This window comes from Mycobacterium sp. NPDC050441, from assembly GCF_040655355.1.
GTDB lineage: Bacteria > Actinomycetota > Actinomycetes > Mycobacteriales > Mycobacteriaceae > Mycobacterium.
Genome location: NZ_JBFAJS010000006.1, coordinates 409,798 through 430,296, shown reverse-complemented (window position 1 = coordinate 430,296; position 20,499 = coordinate 409,798). Strand labels below are relative to the sequence as shown.

22 protein-coding genes and 1 pseudogene are annotated in these 20,499 nt (G+C 66.5%); 17 read left to right on the top strand and 6 right to left on the bottom strand.

Translation table 11 applies throughout. The annotated features are described in order from the left end of the window. Positions 1–24: 24 nt before the first annotated feature. Together AB0I14_RS20490 and rnhA are read left to right on the top strand one after the other, a co-directional pair. Complete coding sequence (locus AB0I14_RS20490) at positions 25–213, top strand: helix-hairpin-helix domain-containing protein (protein ID WP_358025312.1); 189 nt, start codon at positions 25–27, stop codon at positions 211–213. After that, positions 213–680: a ribonuclease HI gene (gene rnhA, locus AB0I14_RS20485; protein WP_358025310.1), complete on the top strand. Its 468-nt coding sequence runs from the start codon at positions 213–215 to the stop codon at positions 678–680. The genes AB0I14_RS20490 and rnhA overlap by 1 nt, the downstream gene beginning before the upstream one ends. Before the next feature lie 20 nt (positions 681–700). Here the strand turns inward: rnhA and AB0I14_RS20480 are convergent, their stop codons facing one another. Together AB0I14_RS20480 and AB0I14_RS20475 are read right to left on the bottom strand one after the other, a co-directional pair. Beyond that, complete coding sequence (locus AB0I14_RS20480) at positions 701–1,564, bottom strand: citryl-CoA lyase (RefSeq protein ID WP_358025308.1); 864 nt, start codon at positions 1,562–1,564, stop codon at positions 701–703. Next, complete coding sequence (locus tag AB0I14_RS20475; RefSeq protein WP_358025306.1) at positions 1,561–2,751, bottom strand: CoA transferase; 1,191 nt, start codon at positions 2,749–2,751, stop codon at positions 1,561–1,563. Before AB0I14_RS20475 ends, AB0I14_RS20480 begins: the two co-directional genes overlap by 4 nt. Before the next feature lie 175 nt (positions 2,752–2,926). Here AB0I14_RS20475 and AB0I14_RS20470 point away from each other — a divergent pair, with 175 nt between their 5' ends. The 4 genes from AB0I14_RS20470 (at position 2,927) to AB0I14_RS20455 (ending at position 7,308) form a co-directional block, all read left to right on the top strand. Next, a complete protein-coding gene (locus tag AB0I14_RS20470; RefSeq protein ID WP_358025304.1) occupies positions 2,927–3,709 on the top strand; it encodes an IclR family transcriptional regulator in 783 nt (260 codons plus the stop codon). Between the two features lie 436 nt (positions 3,710–4,145). Further along, the gene (locus AB0I14_RS20465; protein ID WP_358025302.1) at positions 4,146–5,183 is read left to right on the top strand and encodes a tripartite tricarboxylate transporter substrate-binding protein; all 1,038 of its coding nucleotides are present in this window, start codon (positions 4,146–4,148) and stop codon (positions 5,181–5,183) included. Next, positions 5,180–5,758 carry a tripartite tricarboxylate transporter TctB family protein gene (locus tag AB0I14_RS20460; RefSeq protein ID WP_358025300.1) on the top strand — a complete coding sequence of 193 codons (579 nt, stop codon included), beginning with the start codon at positions 5,180–5,182 and terminating at the stop codon, positions 5,756–5,758. The genes AB0I14_RS20465 and AB0I14_RS20460 overlap by 4 nt, the downstream gene beginning before the upstream one ends. Continuing rightward, positions 5,755–7,308: a tripartite tricarboxylate transporter permease gene (locus tag AB0I14_RS20455; RefSeq protein WP_358025298.1), complete on the top strand. Its 1,554-nt coding sequence runs from the start codon at positions 5,755–5,757 to the stop codon at positions 7,306–7,308. The genes AB0I14_RS20460 and AB0I14_RS20455 overlap by 4 nt, the downstream gene beginning before the upstream one ends. 15 nt (positions 7,309–7,323) lie before the next feature. Here the strand turns inward: AB0I14_RS20455 and AB0I14_RS20450 are convergent, their stop codons facing one another. After that, positions 7,324–9,591 carry an ATP-dependent DNA ligase gene (locus AB0I14_RS20450; protein ID WP_358025296.1) on the bottom strand — a complete coding sequence of 756 codons (2,268 nt, stop codon included), beginning with the start codon at positions 9,589–9,591 and terminating at the stop codon, positions 7,324–7,326. Positions 9,592–9,649: 58 nt separating this feature from the next. Between AB0I14_RS20450 and AB0I14_RS20445 the strand changes: the two genes are divergently transcribed. The 3 genes from AB0I14_RS20445 (at position 9,650) to AB0I14_RS20435 (ending at position 12,092) form a co-directional block, all read left to right on the top strand. Continuing rightward, on the top strand, positions 9,650–10,414 hold the full coding sequence (locus AB0I14_RS20445) for a hypothetical protein (RefSeq protein ID WP_358025294.1): 765 nt from the start codon (positions 9,650–9,652) through the stop codon (positions 10,412–10,414). Positions 10,415–10,527: 113 nt separating this feature from the next. Beyond that, on the top strand, positions 10,528–11,145 hold the full coding sequence (locus tag AB0I14_RS20440) for a cutinase family protein (protein WP_358025513.1): 618 nt from the start codon (positions 10,528–10,530) through the stop codon (positions 11,143–11,145). A 23-nt stretch (positions 11,146–11,168) separates the two neighbouring features. Continuing rightward, positions 11,169–12,092, top strand: a complete 924-nt coding sequence (locus AB0I14_RS20435; protein WP_358025292.1) for a carbohydrate kinase — start codon at positions 11,169–11,171, stop codon at positions 12,090–12,092. 7 nt (positions 12,093–12,099) lie between these two features. On the opposite strand, the gene AB0I14_RS20430 is transcribed toward AB0I14_RS20435, so the two are convergent. Then, a complete protein-coding gene (locus AB0I14_RS20430; RefSeq protein WP_358025290.1) occupies positions 12,100–13,536 on the bottom strand; it encodes a PLP-dependent aminotransferase family protein in 1,437 nt (478 codons plus the stop codon). Positions 13,537–13,616: 80 nt separating this feature from the next. On the opposite strand from AB0I14_RS20430, the gene AB0I14_RS20425 reads away from it, so the two are divergent. After that, positions 13,617–14,252, top strand: coding sequence for a pyridoxamine 5'-phosphate oxidase family protein (locus AB0I14_RS20425; RefSeq protein ID WP_358025288.1), 636 nt, complete (start codon positions 13,617–13,619; stop codon positions 14,250–14,252). 60 nt (positions 14,253–14,312) lie between these two features. Beyond that, positions 14,313–15,176: a Ku protein gene (locus AB0I14_RS20420; protein WP_358025286.1), complete on the top strand. Its 864-nt coding sequence runs from the start codon at positions 14,313–14,315 to the stop codon at positions 15,174–15,176. 1 nt (position 15,177) lies between these two features. Here the strand turns inward: AB0I14_RS20420 and AB0I14_RS20415 are convergent, their stop codons facing one another. Continuing rightward, positions 15,178–15,480 (bottom strand): hypothetical protein, encoded by a 303-nt coding sequence (locus AB0I14_RS20415; RefSeq protein ID WP_358025284.1) that lies wholly within the window; start codon positions 15,478–15,480, stop codon positions 15,178–15,180. A 174-nt stretch (positions 15,481–15,654) separates the two neighbouring features. After that, positions 15,655–16,131, bottom strand: a complete 477-nt coding sequence (locus tag AB0I14_RS20410) for a glucose-6-phosphate dehydrogenase (RefSeq protein WP_358025282.1) — start codon at positions 16,129–16,131, stop codon at positions 15,655–15,657. A gap of 184 nt (positions 16,132–16,315) precedes the next feature. Here AB0I14_RS20410 and AB0I14_RS20405 point away from each other — a divergent pair, with 184 nt between their 5' ends. The 6 genes and pseudogenes from AB0I14_RS20405 to AB0I14_RS20380 all read left to right on the top strand — a co-directional run. Beyond that, positions 16,316–17,107 (top strand): SDR family oxidoreductase, encoded by a 792-nt coding sequence (locus AB0I14_RS20405; RefSeq protein ID WP_358025280.1) that lies wholly within the window; start codon positions 16,316–16,318, stop codon positions 17,105–17,107. An 8-nt stretch (positions 17,108–17,115) separates the two neighbouring features. Continuing rightward, entirely contained in the window at positions 17,116–18,192 is a 1,077-nt protein-coding gene (locus tag AB0I14_RS20400; RefSeq protein ID WP_358025278.1) for a diacylglycerol kinase, read from the top strand. Positions 18,193–18,216: 24 nt separating this feature from the next. Further along, a complete protein-coding gene (locus tag AB0I14_RS20395) occupies positions 18,217–18,483 on the top strand; it encodes a hypothetical protein (protein ID WP_358025276.1) in 267 nt (88 codons plus the stop codon). Between the two features lie 55 nt (positions 18,484–18,538). Continuing rightward, positions 18,539–18,769 (top strand): hypothetical protein, encoded by a 231-nt coding sequence (locus AB0I14_RS20390; RefSeq protein WP_358025274.1) that lies wholly within the window; start codon positions 18,539–18,541, stop codon positions 18,767–18,769. Between the two features lie 92 nt (positions 18,770–18,861). Continuing rightward, the gene (locus AB0I14_RS20385) at positions 18,862–20,088 is read left to right on the top strand and encodes an Nramp family divalent metal transporter (protein ID WP_358025272.1); all 1,227 of its coding nucleotides are present in this window, start codon (positions 18,862–18,864) and stop codon (positions 20,086–20,088) included. Beyond that, positions 20,089–20,499: pseudogene (locus AB0I14_RS20380) on the top strand (gamma-glutamylcyclotransferase family protein); the annotation flags it as partial.

Genomic DNA, 20,499 nt, shown 5'->3' with positions numbered 1-20,499 from the left:
GACGCGGTTGCCTATCCTCAGCGCATGACCGATCCCGCGGACCGCGGCCCCGTCTTCGACGGCATCCGGATCGGCCGGCCCGCGACCGGTGCGCTCATCGACGCCGGCTACCGAGTCCTCGCGGATCTGCCCACAGATCTCGATGGGCTGTTGGCCCTACACGGCGTCGGCCCGAGGGCAGTGCGCCTGCTACGTGAAGCACAGGAGGAGTGATGAGCAGCGACATCGTCGTCGTCCATACCGACGGCGGGTGCCGGCCTAACCCCGGCCCCGGCGGCTGGGGCGCGGTGCTGCGCCACCGTGAGCACGTTCGCGAGATGTTCGGCGGGGACCCCGGAACCACGAGCAACAACCGGATGGAGCTGACCGCGCCCATCATGGCGCTCGAGGCGCTCACGAGACCCGTGGTCGTGCACCTGCACACCGACAGCACCTATGTCCGCAACGGCATCACCAAATGGGTGCTCGGCTGGGAGCGCAACGGCTGGCTGACCGCCGCCAAGCAACCGGTGAAGAACGTCGACCTGTGGCAGCGGCTGCAGGCCGCCTGCGCGCGCCACGAGGTCGAGTGGTTCTGGGTGAAGGGACATTCAGGGGTCGCCGACAACGAGTTGGCCGACGAGCTCGCGACGCGGGGGCTGCGGGAAGCGGTCGACGGTTCCGGCGCCCTGATGCCCTGATCCAAATAAGAAGCGACTTGTCAGCGACTGCGAATGGCGCCGTCATCGAACGTTCGGGGCTCAAGCCCGTTGTAATCCGGGAGGAGCGTGCGTGGAATGGGCCCCTTGTTGCGACCGCCCTGCTGGGTCTGTTCCCAGCCGTGCGCAAGAATGCCGACCGAACGTGAGAGCACGAACAGGCCGCGGCCCAGCGGGGGCGGAAAACCCAGCTCGGCATAGACGACTGCGGTCGCTCCGTCGATGTTCATCGGCACGGGCTTGCTTCGACCCTCAGCCAGCGACGCCTCCAAAGCCAGTGCTGCGTAGAGGAATTGGCCCGTCACAGCACCGTCATCCTGCGCTTCGGCGACTAGTGCCAGCAGCGGGTCGCGACGAGGGTCGCGAGGGTGGAAGCGGTGGCCAAAGCCGGGAACGTAGCGCCGCGCAGCTCGGTAGTGGGCGACGGCACGGTCCGCGGCAGACCGCAGACTCGTCGGATCTACGGCCTCCTCGCACAGTCTTGCCAGGAGTTCCATGCACTGCTCGCCGGCACCGCCGTGCACGTCGCCCAGCATGCCGACGCCGGTCGCGATGACGTTGTTGAGGCCGACGCCGCAGGTGGCGGCCATGCGCGCAGCCGCGATCGAGGGCGCTTGCGGACCGTGGTCGACGGCTGCGACCAAGGCTGCGTTGAGGAGTCGTTCCTGCCAGTCCGACGGGCGCTCACCGCGAATCATCAGCCACACCATGGCGGCGTAGGACGTCGAGGGAATGATGTCCTCGATGGCGTAGCCGTGGTAGCGGATCACACCGGGCGTGACGTCGCTGATCTCAGTGCGCCACCAGGCCGTCACGTCGTCGACGCTGGTGTCGGCCAGCGCGCGGCCCGCCTCACCCCCGGTCATACCGCCCCTTGCCCGTTCAGTTGCGTGATTTCGATGTCGGAGTAGCCGAGCTCGTTCAGCAGTTCTTCGGTGTGGGCGCCCAGCATCGGCGGAGGTGACTTCGGTTGTAGGGCTTCGCCGTTCACGTGGAAGCCGGTACCGAGAACCTTCGCCCGACGGTCGGGCAGATCGACCTCGTGCACCAGCGATCGCTGGTCGATCTGTTCGAGTTCGAGCGATTCGGTGACGTCAAGGACCAGGCCCGCGGGCACCCCGGCGTCGTTGAGGAGGGGTTCCCAATCACGCGCTGTTCTCGCGGCAAGGGCCGCCTCCAGCTCGGCCCGAAGCTCGGTTCTCCACATCTTGCGGTCGTCGCGCAGGGCGAACCTAGGATCGTCGATGAGGTCTTCTCGGCCGATCAACTTGCAGAGGGTTTGGAACTGTTCCTGCTTGTTGGCAGCGATGTTGAGGGAGCCGGCGCGAGTGGCGAAGGTCGCCGACGGTGCGCCCGTGGGGTTTTCATTTCCGTTGGCGATGGGCGCACGTCCGGCGATCAGGTAATCGGAGACGACCCACCCCAGCGCGGTCAGTGAGCTCTCGAGCATGGAGACGTCGAGATAGGCACCCTTGCCGGTGCGGTTCCGCGCCACCAGCGCGCCGTTGATCGCCATCGCGGCGGTCATCCCGCCGAGCGTGTCGCACACTGGGAAACCGACTCTCAGCGGCGCGGTTTCCGGCGTGCCCGTCACCGCGCTCATACCCGAGAGACCTTGAATGATCTGGTCGTAGGCGGGGCGGGTGCGCATCGGTCCCGTCTGTCCGAATCCGGATATCGCGCAGTAGACCAACTTCGGGTTGGTGGCGCGAAGGTCATCCCAGCCGTATCCGAGTCGGGCCATCACACCTGGACGGAAGTTCTCGACGAGGACGTCAGCGCCCGAGACGAGTCGCTCGAAAACCTCCCGTCCCGCTGGGATCTTGAGATCGACGGTGATGGAGCGCTTGCCCGCGTTCTGCGCCACGAAGGACGCGCCCATGCGCTGTGCGGACAGCCCGGGGTCGGCTCCCAGCTGACGCGCGAGGTCACCAATTCCCGGGACTTCGACCTTGATGACGTCGGCTCCCATGAGGGCGAGTTGGTAGCTGGCGTACGGACCGGCCAAGACGTTGGTGAGGTCGAGGACTCGTATTCCATCGAGTAGCTGCATGGGCGGACCTCCGCGAGATGTGGTGTCTAGTCGGCTCGACTGTATCATCCAGAACCATAGAATGGTTTTTTCGATCCGTCTGATGGTTTGCTTGCTCTTCGTCGGGCCGTCACTAAATGGTTCGAAGGAACCGTAGAGTGGATTGAGACCCATTCGCCTGCCGAGACGAGGTGCCATGAGCGCTGATGCGTTGGATCCTGCCGAGAAGCCGACGTCCGCCGACGCCGGCGTTCGCAGCGTCACCCGTGTCATCGACTTGCTCGAGCTGTTCGACAGCGCACACCCCGTCAGATCGTTGAAGGAACTCGTCGAGGGAACATCACTGCCCAAGACGACCGTGGTTCGACTGGTTGCCACCATGTGCGCCCGCAGCGTGCTGAGCGCGCGTCCCGACGGCACGTACTGCCTCGGTCCCGCGATGCTGCGATGGGTGCGGCTGGCCGGGAAGACGTGGACTCCGCCCGACGAGGTGGTAGCCGTCATGCGGCAGCTCTCGGCGGACACGGGCGAAACGGTCAACCTCTACATTCGTCAGGGCCTGTCCCGTGTGGTGGTGGCGCAGTGCGAGAGCACGGCGACGGTCCGCAGCGTCATTCCCCTCGGGGTGCCGTACCCGTTGTGGGCAGGTGCCGCGGGGAAGATCCTGCTGATGTCGGCGCCGGATCTGATCGACGACGTCGCAGCCGATTCGCCGCATGGCCCGGGTTACGCCGAAACGCTGCGCAGCGCAATCGAAAAGGGGCGCGAGCGCGGTTACCAGATGGTGCACGGCGAGCGTGAGCTCGGATCGTCCGGGCTGTCGTTTCCGATCGTGAACGATCGCGGAACCGTGGTGGCCGCGCTGACGCTGGGCGGACCGACCGGCCGTTTCACCGACGACCGCGTACCGCGCTACGTCGACTTCACCCGCAGGGCCGCCGCGGCCATCTCGGAGATCGGGCTGCCCGGACTGGACTAGGTGCCGGCGCCCGTTACCGGGTCGGCTTGGCGTTGACGACGCGCTCGGCGGCTCCGGTCGCGGCGAGCTCCTGGGCGCGCGAGAGGTTTCGTGGATGCCCAGGTTGTCCCCTACACGCGTCCACACGGTGAACGCGTTCCCATCGAAACCCGCGTCCGGCCACTGCGCCTGAACACGCGAATCGAAGGCCCCGAACCGTCCCATTGGCGTCGGCGACGAGGGCCGCCCCGAACCCGGCCAACCGTTCGAGTGGATGCGCCTCAAAGCGGTCTGACTTCGCTACCGGACGATCGTTTTCGGCCATTGAAGTGCCCCTTTCGGTCGGACCTCCGGCGGCGGCGCGCCTACACATTCAACCACTGTACGGTTTTTTTAGACCATTAGATGGTTCTGGTGTAGCGTACGCCACACACCCCGCTGTGATGAGGAGCACTCGATGAAGAACGCCAACAACTCGACGACTCTGCGTCGCCTGGCATCGAAAGCGGTCGTCATCGGCACCGCCGCGACGGTCGTACTCACCGCCGCCTGCGCACCCGGTGATGGCGGCAACGGCGGCGGTGGAGATGCCGCGAACTACCCGAGCCGCCCCGTCGAGCTGCTCGTACCGGCCAAGCCCGGCGGCGGCTGGGACCAGACCGCACGCGGACTGCAGCAGGTCGCGCAGGAGGCCAAGCTCACGGACAAGAAGATCGAGGTCATCAACCGCGAAGGCGGCGGCGGCGCCACCGGCCTCGCCGAACTCACCAACAACGACAAGGGCAACCCCAACAACCTGATGATCGGCGGCCTGGTGATGATCGGCGCCCTCAAGCAGGCCGGGTCACCGCTGTCGATCACCGACGCCACCACGATCGCCACGCTGACCTCTGAGGCCGAGGCCCTGGTGGTGCGCGCCGACTCCCCGTTCCAGTCGATGACCGACGTCATCAACGCGTATAAGGCCGATCCCAAGTCGGTCGTGTTCGGCGGTGGCTCCGCCGGCGGCTCCGATCAGATCCTCGTCGGCCTCATACTCAAGGCCGCGGGCCTCACGCCGGGCGACATGAACTACGTCGGCTACTCCGGCGGCGGCGAAGCGACCGCCGGCATCCTCTCCGGTGACGTCAAAGTCGGCGTGTCCGGCATCTCGGAGTTCGAAGGCCAGCTCGAAGGCGGCGAAATGCGGCTGCTGGCAATCAGTTCCGACGACGAGGTGACCGTCGCAGGCAAGACCGCCCCCACCCTCAAGAGCGCCGGACTCAACGTCGACTTCGTCAACTGGCGCGCCATCTTCGCCCCTCCGGGTCTGGACGCGGCCCAGGTCGACGGCATCACCGCCTTCATCACCAAGATCCACGACACCGAGCAGTGGAAGAAGCTGGTCGAGGAGCGCGGCTGGACCGACGACTTCCGCACCGGTGACGACGCCGCCAAGTTCGTCTCCCATGCACAGGACCAGACCGGTTCGATCCTCGGGGAGCTTGGGCTGTGAGCGTCTCCAACAACGATGTCTCGAACAACGACCTCTCTAACAACGACGTCGACGCCGCACCGTCGGAAGATTCCGGCGGCGGCGTCGACATGGAGAGCGACGACACCATTGTCGCCAGCGCGCCGGGTGCGCCCGCCGCCCTAGGCGTGGCCATCGTGGCGATCGGCGGGCTGCTGCTGTGGCAGGCCTGGGAGGTGCCGGGATCCATGGCGCCGCAGGGACCGCGCTTCCTGCCCGTCGTCATCGCGGTCGCGTGGACCCTGCTCGGGGTTGCCTATCTCTCCGGAGCGCTCGCATCCCTTGCGGGCCGGCGGCATCAGCCGGCCGGCGAACGGTTCGACCATCTGCTTCGCGTCGGCGTGCTCGTGGTCGTGCTCGTTGCGTACGCCTACGCCGTCGACCCGATCGGCTACCTGATCTCGACCGCGGTGCTGTTCGGCGTGTGCGCCGCACTCCTGGGTAGTCGCAGCCACATTCGCGACGCGGTCATCGCCGTCGTACTCACCGTGGCGATCTACTTCCTCTTCACCTACGGCCTCAACATCTACCTACCGCCAGGACTGCTGCCGCTATGACGGTTTTCACCGATCTCCTGGGTGGCTTCGCCACCGTCTTCACCCCGACCAACCTCCTCCTGGCGGCGTTGGGCGTCACCTTGGGCACCCTCGTCGGTGTTCTTCCGGGTATCGGACCCGCGGTCACCATCGCCCTGCTGTTGCCGGTGACCTTCCAATTCGACGATCCCGCAGGCGCGTTCATCATGTTCGCCGGCATCTATTACGGCGCCATGTACGGAGGTTCGACAACGTCGATCCTGCTGAACACCCCCGGCGAATCCGCCTCCGTGGCAACGGCGATGGAAGGCCACCTGATGGCCAAGGCCGGGCGAGCACGTGCGGCGTTGGCCACCGCGGCGATCGGCTCGTTCGTCGCCGGCACGATCGCCACGGTGCTGCTGACCTTCGTCGCCAAGCCGATCGGCAAGCTCGCCGTGACGTTCACCGCTGCCGACTACACCGCGCTGATGGTCCTGGCTCTGGTATCGGTCACCGCCCTCGTCGGACGCTCGCTCGTGCGCGGCCTGCTGGCGCTCCTGGTGGGCGTGACCCTCGGCATGATCGGCTTGGACTCGCTGTCCGGGCAGGCCCGACTGACTTTCGGGCAACCGCTGCTCTACGACGGCATCAGCGAGGTCATCCTCATCATCGGACTCTTCGCCATCGGCGAGACGTTCTACGTTCTCGTTCGCGGTCGCACCAAGCCCGGCGTTCTCGCACCACTGGATCCGCCGCAGAAGGGCGACGTCTTCTGGATGAGCCGCAAGGACTGGAGCCGCTCCTGGCGGCCCTGGCTGCGTGGCACCGCATTCGGCTTTCCGTTCGGCGTCCTGCCCGCCGGCGGCGCCGAGATACCGACTTTCCTCTCGTACACCTACGAGAAGAAACGCTCGAAAGGCAAGGGCGAGTTCGGCAAAGGCGCCATCGAAGGCGTCGCCGGGCCCGAGGCCGCCAACAACGCGTCGTTCTCCGGCGTCCTGGTGCCGCTGCTGACCCTCGGTCTGCCGACGTCGGCAACGGCTGCCGTACTCATCGCGGCGTTCCAGATCTTCAACCTTCAGCCGGGACCGCAGCTCTTCGAGAAGCAGTCCGGGCTGGTTTGGGCGTTGATCGCATCGCTCTACATCGGCAACGTGATGCTCCTGCTCCTGAACCTTCCGCTGATCCGGCTGTGGGTGAAGGTCCTTCAGATTCCGCGCCCCGCCCTGTACGCCGGGATTCTGGTGTTCGCCACACTCGGCGTCTACTCCGTGTCGGGCAGCGCCATGGATATCCTGATCGCCTACGCAGTCGGCATCGTCGGACTGTTCATGCGTCTCTACGACTTCCCCATCGCACCGGTCATTCTCGGCGCCATCCTCGGACCAAACCTGGAAAACCAGTTCCGCCGCGCCCTCACCGCCTCCAACGGCGACTGGAGCGTCTTCGTCACCCATCCCACATCGGCGATCATCCTCGCGCTCGCAGTCGTCGCATTCCTAGTGCCGTACCTGCCGTGGATCATCAAGAAGTTGAAGGGCGAAGAGACGCGGGGCTCTGTCAAGCTCGCGGTGGGTGAGGACGACTGACGTGCGACTACGCGATTACTCCCAGACCACCTCGTCCGGAGTCTTGTCCGGCCGCAGCCCACGCCAACTAGGTTGGCGCAACCGGTGATCGGTGGTGCGCTCGCTGTAGCGCACCTCCCCCACCAGCACAGGCCGCACGAACGTGACCCCTTTGGCGTCGAGCTTCGGCAACGGCTTGTCGAACGGCGATTCCTCGGCGTGCAGCGGCGCCAGCATGCCTTTCAGCTTGGCTAGTTCCTTCTCGGTGAACCCCGTACCGACCCGGCCGGCGAACTGAAGTCCGTCGGGGCCCGGGACACCGAGCAGTAGCGCACCGATGCCGCTGGTGCGTCCGCCCTCGCCCTGGCGCCAGCCGCCGATCACCGCTTCCTGGGTGTTCCAGATCTTGTCCTTGATCCAGGACGCGGACCGCCGGCCGGGCTGATACGTCGAGTCACGTTTCTTGGCGACGACGCCTTCGAACCGGTGCTCGCGGGCATGCTCCATGGCCTCCGGGCCGTCACCGGGCAGCGGCTCGGGCACAATCAGCCCGCCGCCGGCAGCCAACGCGTCCAACAGCTTTCGCCGGTCGGAATACTTGGCGCGCAGTAAGGAGCGGCCGTCGAGCCACAGGATGTCGAAGGCCCAGAACTCGACGCGGGTGGAGCGGGCCCGGTTCTGCATCTCACCGAAGCTGGGCACACCGGAGTCGTCGAGTGCGACCACCTCACCGTCGAGCACCAGATGGTGGTCGGCGAGATCGGCGGCCAGCGCCTGCAATTGCGGGTACTCGCCGGTGACGTCGCGCCCGCTGCGGGAACGCAGTTGCAGGCGGCCGTGATCCGCGTCCACCAGCAGCCGGTAGCCGTCCCATTTGCCCTCGAACGCCCACTGGCCGGCCTTGAGTTTCGCCACGGAGCCCTCGGTGGCGAGCATTGGTGCGAAATCCTTGGGCTCCGGCACCGCCGACTTCTGGTCCTTCATCCGGTGCGCGAGCCAGTTCTTGCCCTCGGTCTGGATCAGCGCGTAACGGCCGTCGATCCGGTTGCCGCTCAGGGTGAAGATGACCTCGCCGTTGCGGGCGTCGGGATCGTCGGGGACCCGGAACTTCTCCGCCTCGTAGGTGCCGGTGTCCCACACGACCATGTGGCCGGCGCCGTACTCCCCCTTCGGGATCGAGCCGTGGAAGGCCAGGTACTCGATCGGGTGGTCTTCGGTATGCACGGCAAGGTGATTCACCGCGGTGGTCTCGGGCAGGTTCTTGGGCACCGCCCAACTCACCAGCACGCCATCGCGTTCCAGCCGTAGGTCGTAGTGCAGCCGCCGGGCGTGATGTTCCTGGATCACGAACCGATCGTTGTTTCCGGTCGCGGGAATGTCCTGGGGTACGGGCTCGGGGGTCTTACCCGCATCGCGCATGCTGCGGTAGGTGGTGAGCTTGTCGACCCGGGGTGCGTCCTCGTCGAGCCCGGCCAGCAGGTCGCCATCGTCGGAAACTCGTTGCAGCACTTCATCGAATCGCAGATGACGCAGATCCGGGTCGCCGATCTCGTCCCACGTGCGGGGCGCGGCGACGGTCGGAAATTCGCGGCCACGCAGCGAATAGGGCGCGATCGTGGTCTTGGATCCGCTGTTCTGGCTCCAGTCCAGAAAAATCTTCTGCGCCCGCACACTGCGGGTCATGGTGGCGGTGACCAGCGTCGGCATCGACTGCTCGAGTTGTTGGGCCACCCGTTTGGCCAGCACCGAGGCTCCGTGGGAGCTGATCGGCTCGGCCAGAGGCACATACAGATGCAGGCCCTTGCTGCCACTGGTGAGCGGATATGTCGTCAGGCCGATATCGCCCATGAGATCGCGCACCGCCTGGGCCACCTCGCACAACTGCGGCATGGTGACGCCCTCACCCGGATCGAGGTCGAACACGATGCGGGTGGCCGGGCCCTGACTGCCATCGGCGGCGAACCGCCATTGCGGCACATGCACTTCCAGCGCGGCCTGCTGCGCGATCCAGGCCAGCCCCTCGCGGGTGTTGATGATCGGGTACGTGGTGGTGCCGGACTTGTGCGCGATGCTGCCGCGCTCCAGCCAACTCGGAGCCGAAGACGCCAGCTGCTTTTCGAAGAACGACGTCGCTGCCACCCCGTTGGGCCAACGTTTTCGGGTCACCGGGCGGCCTGCCATATGAGGAAGCATCACCTCGGCGATGGTGAGGTAGTAGTCGAACACTTCGGCTTTGGTGGTGCCGGTGGCGGGATAGAGCACCTTGTCGGGGTTCGTCAGCCGAACCCGCTCATAGCGCTCCATCTGCCCAACCTATACGCGGGTGCCGAAACCAGATCGCCTATCGGACACCTCACCAAGGATGATCGACTGGCAAAACCTGATGCAGGCCTCGGAGCCCTACTACCAGGAGACCGCAGTGACGGAACACCACATCAACGACATTCTCGCCGAGGTCAGCGGCGGGGACGCCACGTGGACACTGGTCCAGGCGCAATCACCCGACCTGGCGGAGATACCGCCCGACTGGAGACCGATTGCATCCGCCTCCATCGCAACCGACAGATGCAGCCACGCGTTGTCGTTGTGGGGCTCTGATTTCATGGAACTTCTGCCAGGGTTTACCAGGAAGTTCCGCGAGCAACTCTCGGACGTGAGGGTCTTTCGACGGGAACTCGGTGGTGTATCCGAGAACGTTCTCATCTATGTGGCCGGTCAAGCGCGAGACGGGTTTCCCGCGTTGTGGCTGGGTTGGGATCCTGCCGGCCTCGAACAGCCCCTGCCAGAGTTCTTCGAGTGCTTCCCCAGTGCGGTGAGGACATTCTTGCGTGAGGTTCATCCGGGATTCACTGCACAGGATTGGGAGTCCTACGGGATCCTGCGCCCAGACGCCTGGGAAAGCTTTGAAGGATACGACTGGTTCTCGACCGAGAGTTTCGACGAGATTGGGGCCGAGCCCTCGCAGGTGATGTGGTTCACGAACGATTCGGGGCAGTTGTATTACTGCGTGAACAGCTGCCTCCCGGCAGGCCAGGTGACACTTGCCTACGAAGGCACTCTCGATCCTCCCGGAGATTTCGCCACTGAACTTGACGAACTCCTGATGCGGCGATGGGACGTGCAATGACGGCACTGCTTGCACGCACATCCAAGACACCGGCCCCGTCGACGTGTGAGCATGGCCTGATGGCGTTGAACAGAGTGCTCGGTGGGCTCCTGCGGATGGCCGCCGCCGTATTGCTGCCCACGACGGCCGTTCTCATCGGCCCGGTACCCGCGGCATCGGCCGATCCCTGCTCGGATGTCGAGGTGGTCTTCGCCCGCGGCACCGGTGAGCCGCCCGGGATCGGCCGGGTGGGCCAGGCCCTGGTCGACCAACTCGCGCCGAGGATCGCGCCGCGCAGCCTCGGTGTGTACGGGGTGAACTATCCGGCCGGGCTCAACTTCCTGACCACCGCGGAAGCCGCGAATGACGCGGCCGGACACATCGCCTGGCTGGCCGACCAATGTCCCGACACCCGCGTCGTGCTCGGTGGATTCTCGCAAGGCGCAGCGGCAGTTTCGATGTTGGCGGGCGTACCGCCGATCGGTGACCGGATCGGCACGATCGGCTCGGCTCCCGCGTTGCCGCCCTACAGCGCCGACCGGGTCGCTGCGGTCGCGGTGTTCGGCAATCCCGGCAACCGGTTCGGCACGCCGCTGTCGAGCACCGGTCAGTTCGCCGGGCGGGCCATCGACCTGTGCAGCGCGGGCGATCCGATCTGTGTCGAGGGTGGGCGCGCCCGCGCGGCGCACAGCGCATATGAGCTTCCGCCATATCCGGATCAGGCGGCTGGGTTCATCGCCGGACGGCTCTAGCCCAAGCCACCTACCATGGAGCCATGAGCCGGGCCCTGGTCATCGGCGAGGCATTGATCGACATCGTCGAGCGAGATGGCAGCGTCGTCGGAGAGTACGTCGGCGGCAGTCCACTCAATGTCGCCGTCGGTCTCGGCCGGCTTGGCCGCGGCGTCGATTTCCTCACCCATATCGCCGACGACGACCGCGGCAAGCGCATCGTCAAGTATGTGGAAAATTCTGGCGTACAACTGGTTTCGGGAAGCACCGGCGCCAGCCGGACACCCACCGCAATGGCGACGCTGACTGCCGCAGGATCGGCCCACTACCAATTCGACATCGATTGGCAGCTGACCGGCACACCCGAGGTGGCGACCCCGCTGCTGGTGCACACCGGTTCGATCGCGACCGTGCTGGAACCGGGGTGCCGCGCCACCGCCGCACTGCTCGACGCCTACCGGATGTCGGCGACCCTCACCTTCGACCCGAATGTCCGCCCGGACGTGATCCGGGACGACGACATCGCGCGCGGGCGTATCGACCGACTCGTCGAACGGGCCGACATCGTCAAGACGTCCGAGGAAGACCTGCGCTGGATGGACCCCCGGCACTCCCCCGAGCAGATCGCGCGGGCGTGGCTGGAGGTCGGCCCGTCAATCGTCGCGGTGACGTCGGGTGAGCGTGGGGCGTTCGCCGTGTGCCGGGCCGGTTCGGTGTCGGTCCCGGCCCGATCGGTCCAGGTGGTGGACACCGTCGGGGCCGGCGACGCCTTCATGACGGGCCTGCTCGACGCGGTGTGGTCGTTGGGCCTGCTGGGCGCGGACCGCCGCCGCGACCTGTCCCGGATCGGCACCGAGACGCTCGAAGGTGTCCTGAGGTCCGCGGCGCTGTCGGCGGCGTTGACGGTGGCACGGCCCGGCGCCGACCTCCCGGACCGTGCAGCACGCGACGCCGCAGCGAAGTCATGAGCGCCGCTCAGGATTGACTGATCGCGTCCGCGATGAGCTCGGCCACCGCATCGGCCTGAGTCTCGGGCAGACGCGCATATCCGCACACCAGACCCCGGGCGCCGGCGACGTCCGAGAAGCCCGAAAAGAACGCCGACAGCGGCGACACCGTGACCCCTCGGTCACTGAGTGCGGCAGCCATCGCGATGTCGTCGGCCCCGTCATCCAGCCGCACCACCATGTGCAGGCCCGCCTCGACACCGGCCAGTTCGATGCCCGCGCCCCGGCGGCCCAGCGCACCGACAAGCGCCGTCCGCCGCGCCGAGTAGGTACGTGCCGCCCGGGCGAGGTGTCGGGTCAGCGCACCCGACTCGATAAACCGGGCCAAAGCGAGAGTGGTTACCCCACAGACGGATTCACCGCTGCGCTCCAGCGCGTCGGCGACGACATTCCGCAGCCTGGGCGGCGGAAGCATCCAGGCGACCCGCAGCGTGGGCGTGAGGATTTTCGACGCCGTCCCGATATAGGTCACGTGATCGCGCCCGCCGTCGATGCCGCGCAGCGCGGGCAGCGCGGACACGTCGTAGCGGAACTCGCCGTCGTAGTCGTCCTCGATGAGCAGGCTGCCGGTCCGAGCGGCCCACTGTACGAGCTGGGCACGTCGGGACACGGGCAGCCGCGCTCCGAGCGGATACTGGTGTGCCGGAGTGCAATACACGGCCATATCGGAATCGCGCAGTGAGCCCGGGTCGAGGCCGTCGCCGTCGACCGGCACGGCACGCGTTCGGGCACCGGACATCTCGAACACGTCCCGCGCCTCGACGTACCCCGGTTCCTCGAAGGCGATGTCGCGCCCGGCCAGCCCGGCCGCCTGGGTGATGGTGCGCAACGCGGAGGCCACGCCGGGCACGATGATCAGCTCACTCGGGTCGACAACGATTCCGCGGGTCCGGCGCAGATGCCCGGCCAGGGCCTGGCGGAGCTCGGCGTGCCCGTGCGGCCCCTCAGACGCGGAGGATATCGGCGCAGCGGCGGCCGATCGCCACGCGCGGCGCCAGTCGGTGGTCGAGATCAGGTCCGGATCAGGGTGCCCGGGCGTGAGGTCCCAGGCCACGGGTTGTCGACGTGGAGCGACCGGCGCTACGGGCGTGACACCACTCGCGGTGACGTGGGAGGCCGCGCCGGCGTGCGCTGCGGCATCTGCCCCGGCAGCGATCCGCGTGCCCGATCCGGGCTGAGCGGCGGTGTAGCCGGCCGCGGCGAGCTCGTCGTACGCGTCGACCACCGACGAGCGGGCCACGGAAAGTTCGGCAGCCAGGCTTCGGGTCGACGGCAATGCGTCGCCGGGACCGAGCCGGCCCAGCCGGATCTGCTCGATGACGGCTTCCGCGATGCGCTGTCGCAGTGGCGACTCGCCGACTGGGAGCTGCAAGGCCAAGTGCAGGTCGGGTGCGTGACGCGCCATGCCATCCACAATAGTGGTCTGCACATATCCACCAGTTGTGGATCTTCTGAGCAGGCCGGAATGCCCGCAGAATGTGACCTGTGAAGCAGATCAGAAGAGAACATCACCTGGCCCGCACCGACCGGACGGCCCTCGACTCGGTGCTCGACGCCGCGGCGGTGGGCACCCTCGCGACGGTGGTGGACGGGCTCCCGTGGGTCGTGCCCATGCTCTACGCCCGCGACGGCGACCGTGTTGTGCTGCACGGCTCGACGGGTGCCGGCGCACTGCGGCATGTCGCGGCCGGCGCGCCTGCCGCGTTCTGCGTCACGCTTCTCGACGGAATCGTGGTGGCGGAAACACTTTTCGAGTCCACGGCCAACTACCGGTCGGCCGTGGTCCGCGGCAACCTGACCGTTCTCGACCCACGCGACGCGGCGTATGCGCTGGACCTGATGAGCGATTCCCTGATCCCCGGTCGCAGCGCCGAGGTGCGGTCGAGCACGAAGAAGGAGCTCGCCGCGACGCTCGCGATCGCCCTGCCGATCGAGCCCGAGGGCTGGACGGTCAAGGTCCGTGACGCGCCACCGCCACGCCCCGAGGCGCAAGCCGACCTCGGTGGTTGGGCCGGCGTGGTGCCGCTACGCACGGTGGCCGGCGAGCCCATCGCGGCACCGTGGGTGGCCACGGACGTCGACGCGCCCGAATCCGTGCACCAACTCGTGAAACGCACCTGACGCGGCGCACCGATCCACTGGTTCTTCGCACAGGCGGCCATCTCAAGACATACTGGGCAAATGCGATCCATCTGGAAGGGTTCGATCGCCTTCGGCCTGGTGAACGTGCCGGTCAAGGTCTACAGCGCCACCGAGGACCACGACATCAAGTTCCACCAGGTCCACGCCAAGGACAACGGGCGCATCCGCTACAAGCGGGTCTGCGAAGTGTGTGGCGAGGTCGTCGAGTTCCGCGACATCAACAAGGCGTTCGAATCAGACGACGGGCAGATGGTGGTGATCACCGACGAGGACATCGCCACGCTGCCCGAAGAACGCAGCCGCGAGATCGAGGTCGTCGAGTTCATCCCGGCCGACCAACTCGACCCGTTGATGTACGACAAGAGCTATTTCCTGGAGCCCGACTCCAAGTCGTCCAAGTCCTACGTGTTGCTGGCCAAGACCCTCGCCGAAACCGAACGCGTGGCCATCGTGCACTTCTCGCTGCGCAACAAGACGCGGCTGGCCGCGTTGCGGGTCAAAGATTTCAGCAAGCGCAACGTGATGATGATCCACACCCTGCTGTGGCCCGACGAGATCCGCGATCCTGACTTCCCGGTGCTGGACAAGGAAGTCGAGATCAAGCCCGCCGAGTTGAAGATGGCCGGGCAGGTCGTGGAGTCGATGACCGACGACTTCAAGCCGGACCAGTTCCGCGACGACTACCAGGAACAGCTGCACGAGCTGGTCCAGGCCAAACTCGAAGGTGGAGAAGCTTTCTCGGTCGAAGAGCAGCCCACCGAGCTCGACGAGACCGAGGATGTGTCAGATCTGCTGGCCAAACTCGAGGCCAGCGTGAAGGCCCGTGGCAGCGCCGCCAAAGAGCCGGCCAAGAAAGCCCCCGCGAAGAAGGCGCCGGCCAAGAAGGCAGCCGCCAGGAAATAGCTCAGCGCCGGCAGTCCAGATCCACGTACACCGTCGTGTACTGCAGATTCTGTCCGGGGTTGAACGACGTGATGCTTGCCGCTCCGGCCGGTACCTGCGGGCCGGTGACCGAGCGTCCTTGACGGACGGCACTGACGGTGCAGTCGTCGATGGCTTTGGTGCCCACCTTGCTCAAGATCACCCGATAGCCCTGACTTTGGAGGTCGCTGATGGTCTGGCTCGCCGTCGACTCGGTGGGTGCGGCAGCAGCCGGCGCGGCCAACGCCGTCCCCAACCCACACAGTCCGGCACCGGCAACACACACGCTTCTCAAGTTCCGTTTCACTGGATTCAGTCCGCCTCTCGATTTCGGTGAAGTGGGCTAAACCGTAAATCGCCGAAATCCGTTGTCCGACAGACTCATACCGAATGCATACGGGTTAATGTGTAGCGAACATCGCCGAAACACGGCGTTAACATCGACGCCTGCCAGGCGCCGCTAAGCCGGCACGTCGACGCGCAAGGCCTCGTGTTCATCGAGGATGCGACGCAACGCGGCGTCCATCGGATGGGCCGATTCAAGGTCGTGGCTGCAGCGGCGATCCACGGCAACCACCGCACCCGCACGCAGAGGAGTGTGCTCGATCTGGTCGACGAACGCGTCGAACATCGTGTGCGGAGTGGCCAGGTAGTACAGCCCGTGATGGGCATCGGTGAAACGCGCGCCGTACATCAGACCGCACTGGGTGAAGACGAACAGTTCGGACGACGGGTGCAAGTGGCCGGGGTGGCCCATCTCCTCCTCGCCCCATGCCGCGGCCGCGAGACGCGCCTGGGCCAACCGGTCCTGCACGTCGTCGGTACACGCGAGCAGGCGACGGACAAGGCTGCCCGCCGTCGTTGGGTACCGATCGATCGCGGGGCTGAAATACCGCGCGAAAACATCGCCGAAGAAGTCGTATCGCTGCTCGGTCATCGCGGCTCCCCACGTTGAACTGACCCCTCAATTGTGCGCCCGCCACTGGCACCGCGGAGGGCTTTGCGCACACTCCACGACACGCGGGAGCGGACCGCAGGACAACTAGAACGTGTTTCAGAAACACCTCACACGCGGCCACTCACCCTGCTAGCGTGACGCCGAGCAAGCGAACGGAGTGCATGTGATTCTGGACAGATTCCGACTGGACGACAAGGTTGCGATCGTCACCGGAGCCGGCCGCGGACTGGGCGCAGCCACCGCCTTGGCATTCGCGGAAGCCGGTGCGGACGTGGTCATCGCGGCCCGAACTCAGACCCAACTCGACGAGGTTGCCGAGCAGATCGCCGCGACCGGGCGGCGGGCCCACGTCGTCGTCGCCGACCTGGCCCACCCCGAGGCCACCGCCGAACTCGCGGCTACCGCGGTGGAAGCGTTCGGGAAACTAGACATCGTCGTCAACAACGTCGGCGGCACCATGCCGGCACCCCTGATGAACACCTCCACCAAGGATCTGCGCGACGCCTTCACGTTCAATGTGTCGACCGCGCACGCGCTGACCTGTGCGGCAGTGCCGCTGATGCTCGAGCACTCCGGCGGCGGCAGCATCATCAACATCACCTCCACGGTGGGGCGTCTGGCCGGGCGCGGGTTCGCCGCGTACGGCACCGCGAAGGCCGCCCTCGCGCACTACACCCGGCTGTCCGCCCTGGATCTGTGCCCGCGCATCCGGGTCAACGCCATCGCGCCCGGCTCGATTCTCACCTCGGCGCTGGAGATCGTCGCGTCCAATGACGCGCTGCGAGACCCGATGGAGAAGGCCACCCCACTGCGCCGTCTCGGCGATCCGGCCGACATCGCCGCGGCCGCGGTGTATCTGTCCTCCCCCGCCGGCGGCTTCCTGACCGGCAAGGTGCTCGAGATCGACGGCGGCCTGAACATGCCCAATCTCGACCTGCCCATCCCTGACCTCTGAGGAGAAGCATGACCATTCGCGTAGCTGCGATCGGTACCGGAAATGTCGGCAAGCATGCACTCAAGCAGCTCGTCATCAATCCGGACTACGAGCTCACCGGCGTGTGGGTGTCGTCGTCGGCCAAGGCCGGTAGGGACGCCGGAGAGCTTGCCGGCCTTGATGTTTCGACGGGCGTCCTCGCTACCGACGACCTCGACGCGATCCTGGCCGACAAGCCGGACTGCGTGGTCTACACCGCCCTTGCCGACAACCGGCTACCCGAGGCCCTTGAGGATTACCGGCGCATCCTGGCGGCCGGGGTCAACGTGGTGGCCAGCTCCGCGGTGTTTCTCCAGTACCCGTGGGAGGTACTGCCGGCCGAGCTGATCGAGCCCATTGCCACTGCGGCCGAGGCGGGCGGCGCCAGCATTTTCGTGAACGGAATCGACCCCGGTTTCGCCAATGACCTTCTGCCCCTTGCCCTTGCGGGCACCTGCCAGCAGATCGAGCAGATCCGGTGCATGGAGATCGTCGACTACGCCACCTATGACAGCGCGGCGGTGATGTTCGACGTGATGGGCTTCGGCAAGCCGATCGACGAAACTCCCATGCTGCTGCAACCCGGTGTGCTGAGTCTGGCCTGGGGTTCGGTGGTCCGGCAGCTGGCTGCCGGACTCGGCATCGAACTCGATGAAGTGACCGAGGAACACACCCGGGTACCGGCGCCCGAGGACTTCGACATCGCATCCGGGCACATCCCGGCGGGCACCACAGCCGCAATGCGTTTCGAGGTGCGCGGCATGCGCGACGGCAAGGCCGCCGTGGTGCTGGAGCACGTGACACGGCTGCGCGATGATCTGTGCCCCGAGTGGCCGCAGCCCGCTCAGGAAGGTGGCTCCTACCGGGTCGTGGTGACCGGTGAGCCGTCCTACACGCTGGACCTGTGCCTGAGCAGCCCGAACGGCGACCACAACCACGCGGGCCTGGTGGCCACGGCGGCCCGGGTGGTCAACGCGATCCCGGCGGTGGTGGCCGCCGAGCCCGGTATCCGCACCACTCTCGATCTGCCGCTGATCACCGGTAAGGGTCTGTACGCTGCCGGATAGACCCCGCCTGGAAGGACTGTCGCGATGAAGATTCGCCTCACCACGCTCACCGGTTGCCTCATGGTTGGCGGCGCTTCCGCGGCGATCGTGCTGGCCCCGCTGGCCTCGGCCGAACCCAGCGCACCCAGCGAGCCCCGCTTGTTGCCACAGTGTGAGGTGACCGGCGGCAGCTCGGTCGAAGGCGGCCAGACCACCGAATGCGCGACCGAAGGCAACGTGCAGATCGACTCGACCCCACCGCAACCCGGCTACGGCATGTTTCCCTGGGACGATGACTTCTTCGTCCTCTGACCAGCGCTGACAGCGCGGTACGGACGTAGACTTACTCCATCGATCGGAGTAGGTCATGAGCAACATCGTTCGATTCCTGGCCGCGTTGCTGGCAGTTCCGTGCTTGGCGATTCTCGTCGCCCCGGCGGGCACGGCGGCGCCGAAATGCACCAACACGACACCGACCACCACGCTATGCCAGACGAATGGCAGCACCCAGATCGTGACCTCGCCGCCGGCCATGAACAATTACGGACCCTGGTACGGCGGGGTATTCGGGTTCGGAGGCATCGGTATCGGGTGGTGACACCCCTTTGACCACCCCCGACGTTGGCTTCGCCGGCAGGTTTCGGCTACCCTAACTTTTCTATTCGCATACCCGGATAGGGAGCTGGGCAGTTGTTGGAGGACACCAAGGCGCGTACGACGCCGGGCTGGATGCTGCTCGGGCCGGCATTCGTCGCCGCGATCGCCTACGTTGATCCGGGCAACGTCGCCGCCAACGTCAGCGCGGGCGCGCAGTTCGGTTACCTACTGGTCTGGGTGATCGTGGTGGCCAACGCGATGGCCGGACTGGTGCAGTACCTCTCGGCCAAGCTCGGCTTGGTCACGGGCCGCTCGCTACCCGAGGTGATTGCCGACCACACCCGCACCCCGACGCGCATCGCCTTCTGGATACAGGCCGAATTGGTTGCCGTCGCAACCGATCTCGCCGAGGTGGTGGGCGGGGCTATCGCGCTGTATCTACTGTTCGACCTACCGCTGCTAGTGGGCGGCGTGATCACCGGGGTGGTTTCGCTACTCCTGCTGAGCCTGCAGAACCACCGCGGTCAACGGGTGTTCGAGCGGGTGATTACCGGACTGCTGATGATCATCGCGATCGGCTTTCTCACCAGCCTGTTCGTCCAGACTCCCCCGGCGGCCGACGTCGCGGCCGGGCTGATCCCCCGGTTCCAGGGCACCGAAAGCCTGCTCCTGGCCACCGCGATGCTCGGCGCCACGGTGATGCCGCACGCGGTCTACCTGCACTCCGGTCTGGCCCGCGACCGCCACGGCCACCCCGAACCGGGCGCCCCTCGGCGGCGCCTGCTGCGGGTCACCCGCTACGACGTCGGGCTCGCCATGCTGGTCGCCGGCGCGGTGAACCTGGCCATGCTGCTGGTCGCGGCGACCAACCTGCAGGGACGCGACAACACCGACTCCATCGAGGGCGCCCACGCCGCGGTCCGCGACACCCTGGGCCCGACGGTTGCGCTGCTGTTCGCCATCGGGCTGCTGGCGTCGGGCCTGGCGTCCACCTCGGTCGGTGCGTATGCGGGCGCGATGATCATGCAGGGACTGCTGCGTCGCTCCTACCCGCTGCTGTTGCGCCGGGTGGTCACCCTGATCCCGGCCCTGATCATCCTGGCCATCGGCGTCGACCCCAGCCGGGCCCTGGTCCTGTCACAGGTTGTGCTCTCGTTCGGCATACCCCTGGCGCTGATCCCGCTGGTGCGGTTGACCAGCAACCCAACCCTGATGGGCGACGACGTCAACCACCGGATCACCACGACGCTCGGCTGGGGTGTGGCCGGATTGATTAGTGTGCTCAACGTGGTGCTGATCTATCTGACCGTCACGGGCTGAATGCGTCACCCGTACTTCGCCTACGGCTCCAATCTGTGCGTGACACAGATGGCCCGGCGCTGTCCGGGCGCGATCGATCCCCGGCCGGCTCGGCTGGACGACCACAGCTGGCTGATCAACCAGCGCGGCGTGGCCACCATCGAACCGGTCGACGCATCGCACGTGCACGGCGTGCTGTGGCAGGTCACCGACCACGACCTGGCCGCACTCGACAGCGCCGAGGGCGTGCCGGTGCGCTACCGCCGGGACCGGCTGACCGTGCACACCGCCGGCTGGTCCGAACCAGCCTGGGTCTACATAGACCACCGCGTCGACCCCGGGGCACCACGACCTGGCTATCTGGAACGCATCCTGGACGGCGCGAAGCACCACGACCTCCCACACCTCTGGATCGAATTTCTGCGTCGCTGG

What these genes read in the sequence shown, in the direction of transcription:
- AB0I14_RS20390 (WP_358025274.1), top strand. Translation starts at nt 18,539, where the DNA reads ATGAGCAACATCGTTCGATTCCTGGCCGCGTTGCTGGCAGTTCCGTGC.
- AB0I14_RS20475 (WP_358025306.1), bottom strand. Translation starts at nt 2,751, where the DNA reads ATGCAGCTACTCGATGGAATACGAGTCCTCGACCTCACCAACGTCTTG.
- AB0I14_RS20435 (WP_358025292.1), top strand. Translation starts at nt 11,169, where the DNA reads ATGAGCCGGGCCCTGGTCATCGGCGAGGCATTGATCGACATCGTCGAG.
- AB0I14_RS20480 (WP_358025308.1), bottom strand. Translation starts at nt 1,564, where the DNA reads ATGACCGGGGGTGAGGCGGGCCGCGCGCTGGCCGACACCAGCGTCGAC.
- AB0I14_RS20400 (WP_358025278.1), top strand. Translation starts at nt 17,116, where the DNA reads ATGACCATTCGCGTAGCTGCGATCGGTACCGGAAATGTCGGCAAGCAT.
- AB0I14_RS20455 (WP_358025298.1), top strand. Translation starts at nt 5,755, where the DNA reads ATGACGGTTTTCACCGATCTCCTGGGTGGCTTCGCCACCGTCTTCACC.
- AB0I14_RS20420 (WP_358025286.1), top strand. Translation starts at nt 14,313, where the DNA reads ATGCGATCCATCTGGAAGGGTTCGATCGCCTTCGGCCTGGTGAACGTG.
- AB0I14_RS20450 (WP_358025296.1), bottom strand. Translation starts at nt 9,591, where the DNA reads ATGGAGCGCTATGAGCGGGTTCGGCTGACGAACCCCGACAAGGTGCTC.
- AB0I14_RS20445 (WP_358025294.1), top strand. Translation starts at nt 9,650, where the DNA reads ATGATCGACTGGCAAAACCTGATGCAGGCCTCGGAGCCCTACTACCAG.
- AB0I14_RS20470 (WP_358025304.1), top strand. Translation starts at nt 2,927, where the DNA reads ATGAGCGCTGATGCGTTGGATCCTGCCGAGAAGCCGACGTCCGCCGAC.
- rnhA (WP_358025310.1), top strand. Translation starts at nt 213, where the DNA reads ATGAGCAGCGACATCGTCGTCGTCCATACCGACGGCGGGTGCCGGCCT.
- AB0I14_RS20430 (WP_358025290.1), bottom strand. Translation starts at nt 13,536, where the DNA reads ATGGCGCGTCACGCACCCGACCTGCACTTGGCCTTGCAGCTCCCAGTC.
- AB0I14_RS20395 (WP_358025276.1), top strand. Translation starts at nt 18,217, where the DNA reads ATGAAGATTCGCCTCACCACGCTCACCGGTTGCCTCATGGTTGGCGGC.
- AB0I14_RS20410 (WP_358025282.1), bottom strand. Translation starts at nt 16,131, where the DNA reads ATGACCGAGCAGCGATACGACTTCTTCGGCGATGTTTTCGCGCGGTAT.
- AB0I14_RS20490 (WP_358025312.1), top strand. Translation starts at nt 25, where the DNA reads ATGACCGATCCCGCGGACCGCGGCCCCGTCTTCGACGGCATCCGGATC.
- AB0I14_RS20465 (WP_358025302.1), top strand. Translation starts at nt 4,146, where the DNA reads ATGAAGAACGCCAACAACTCGACGACTCTGCGTCGCCTGGCATCGAAA.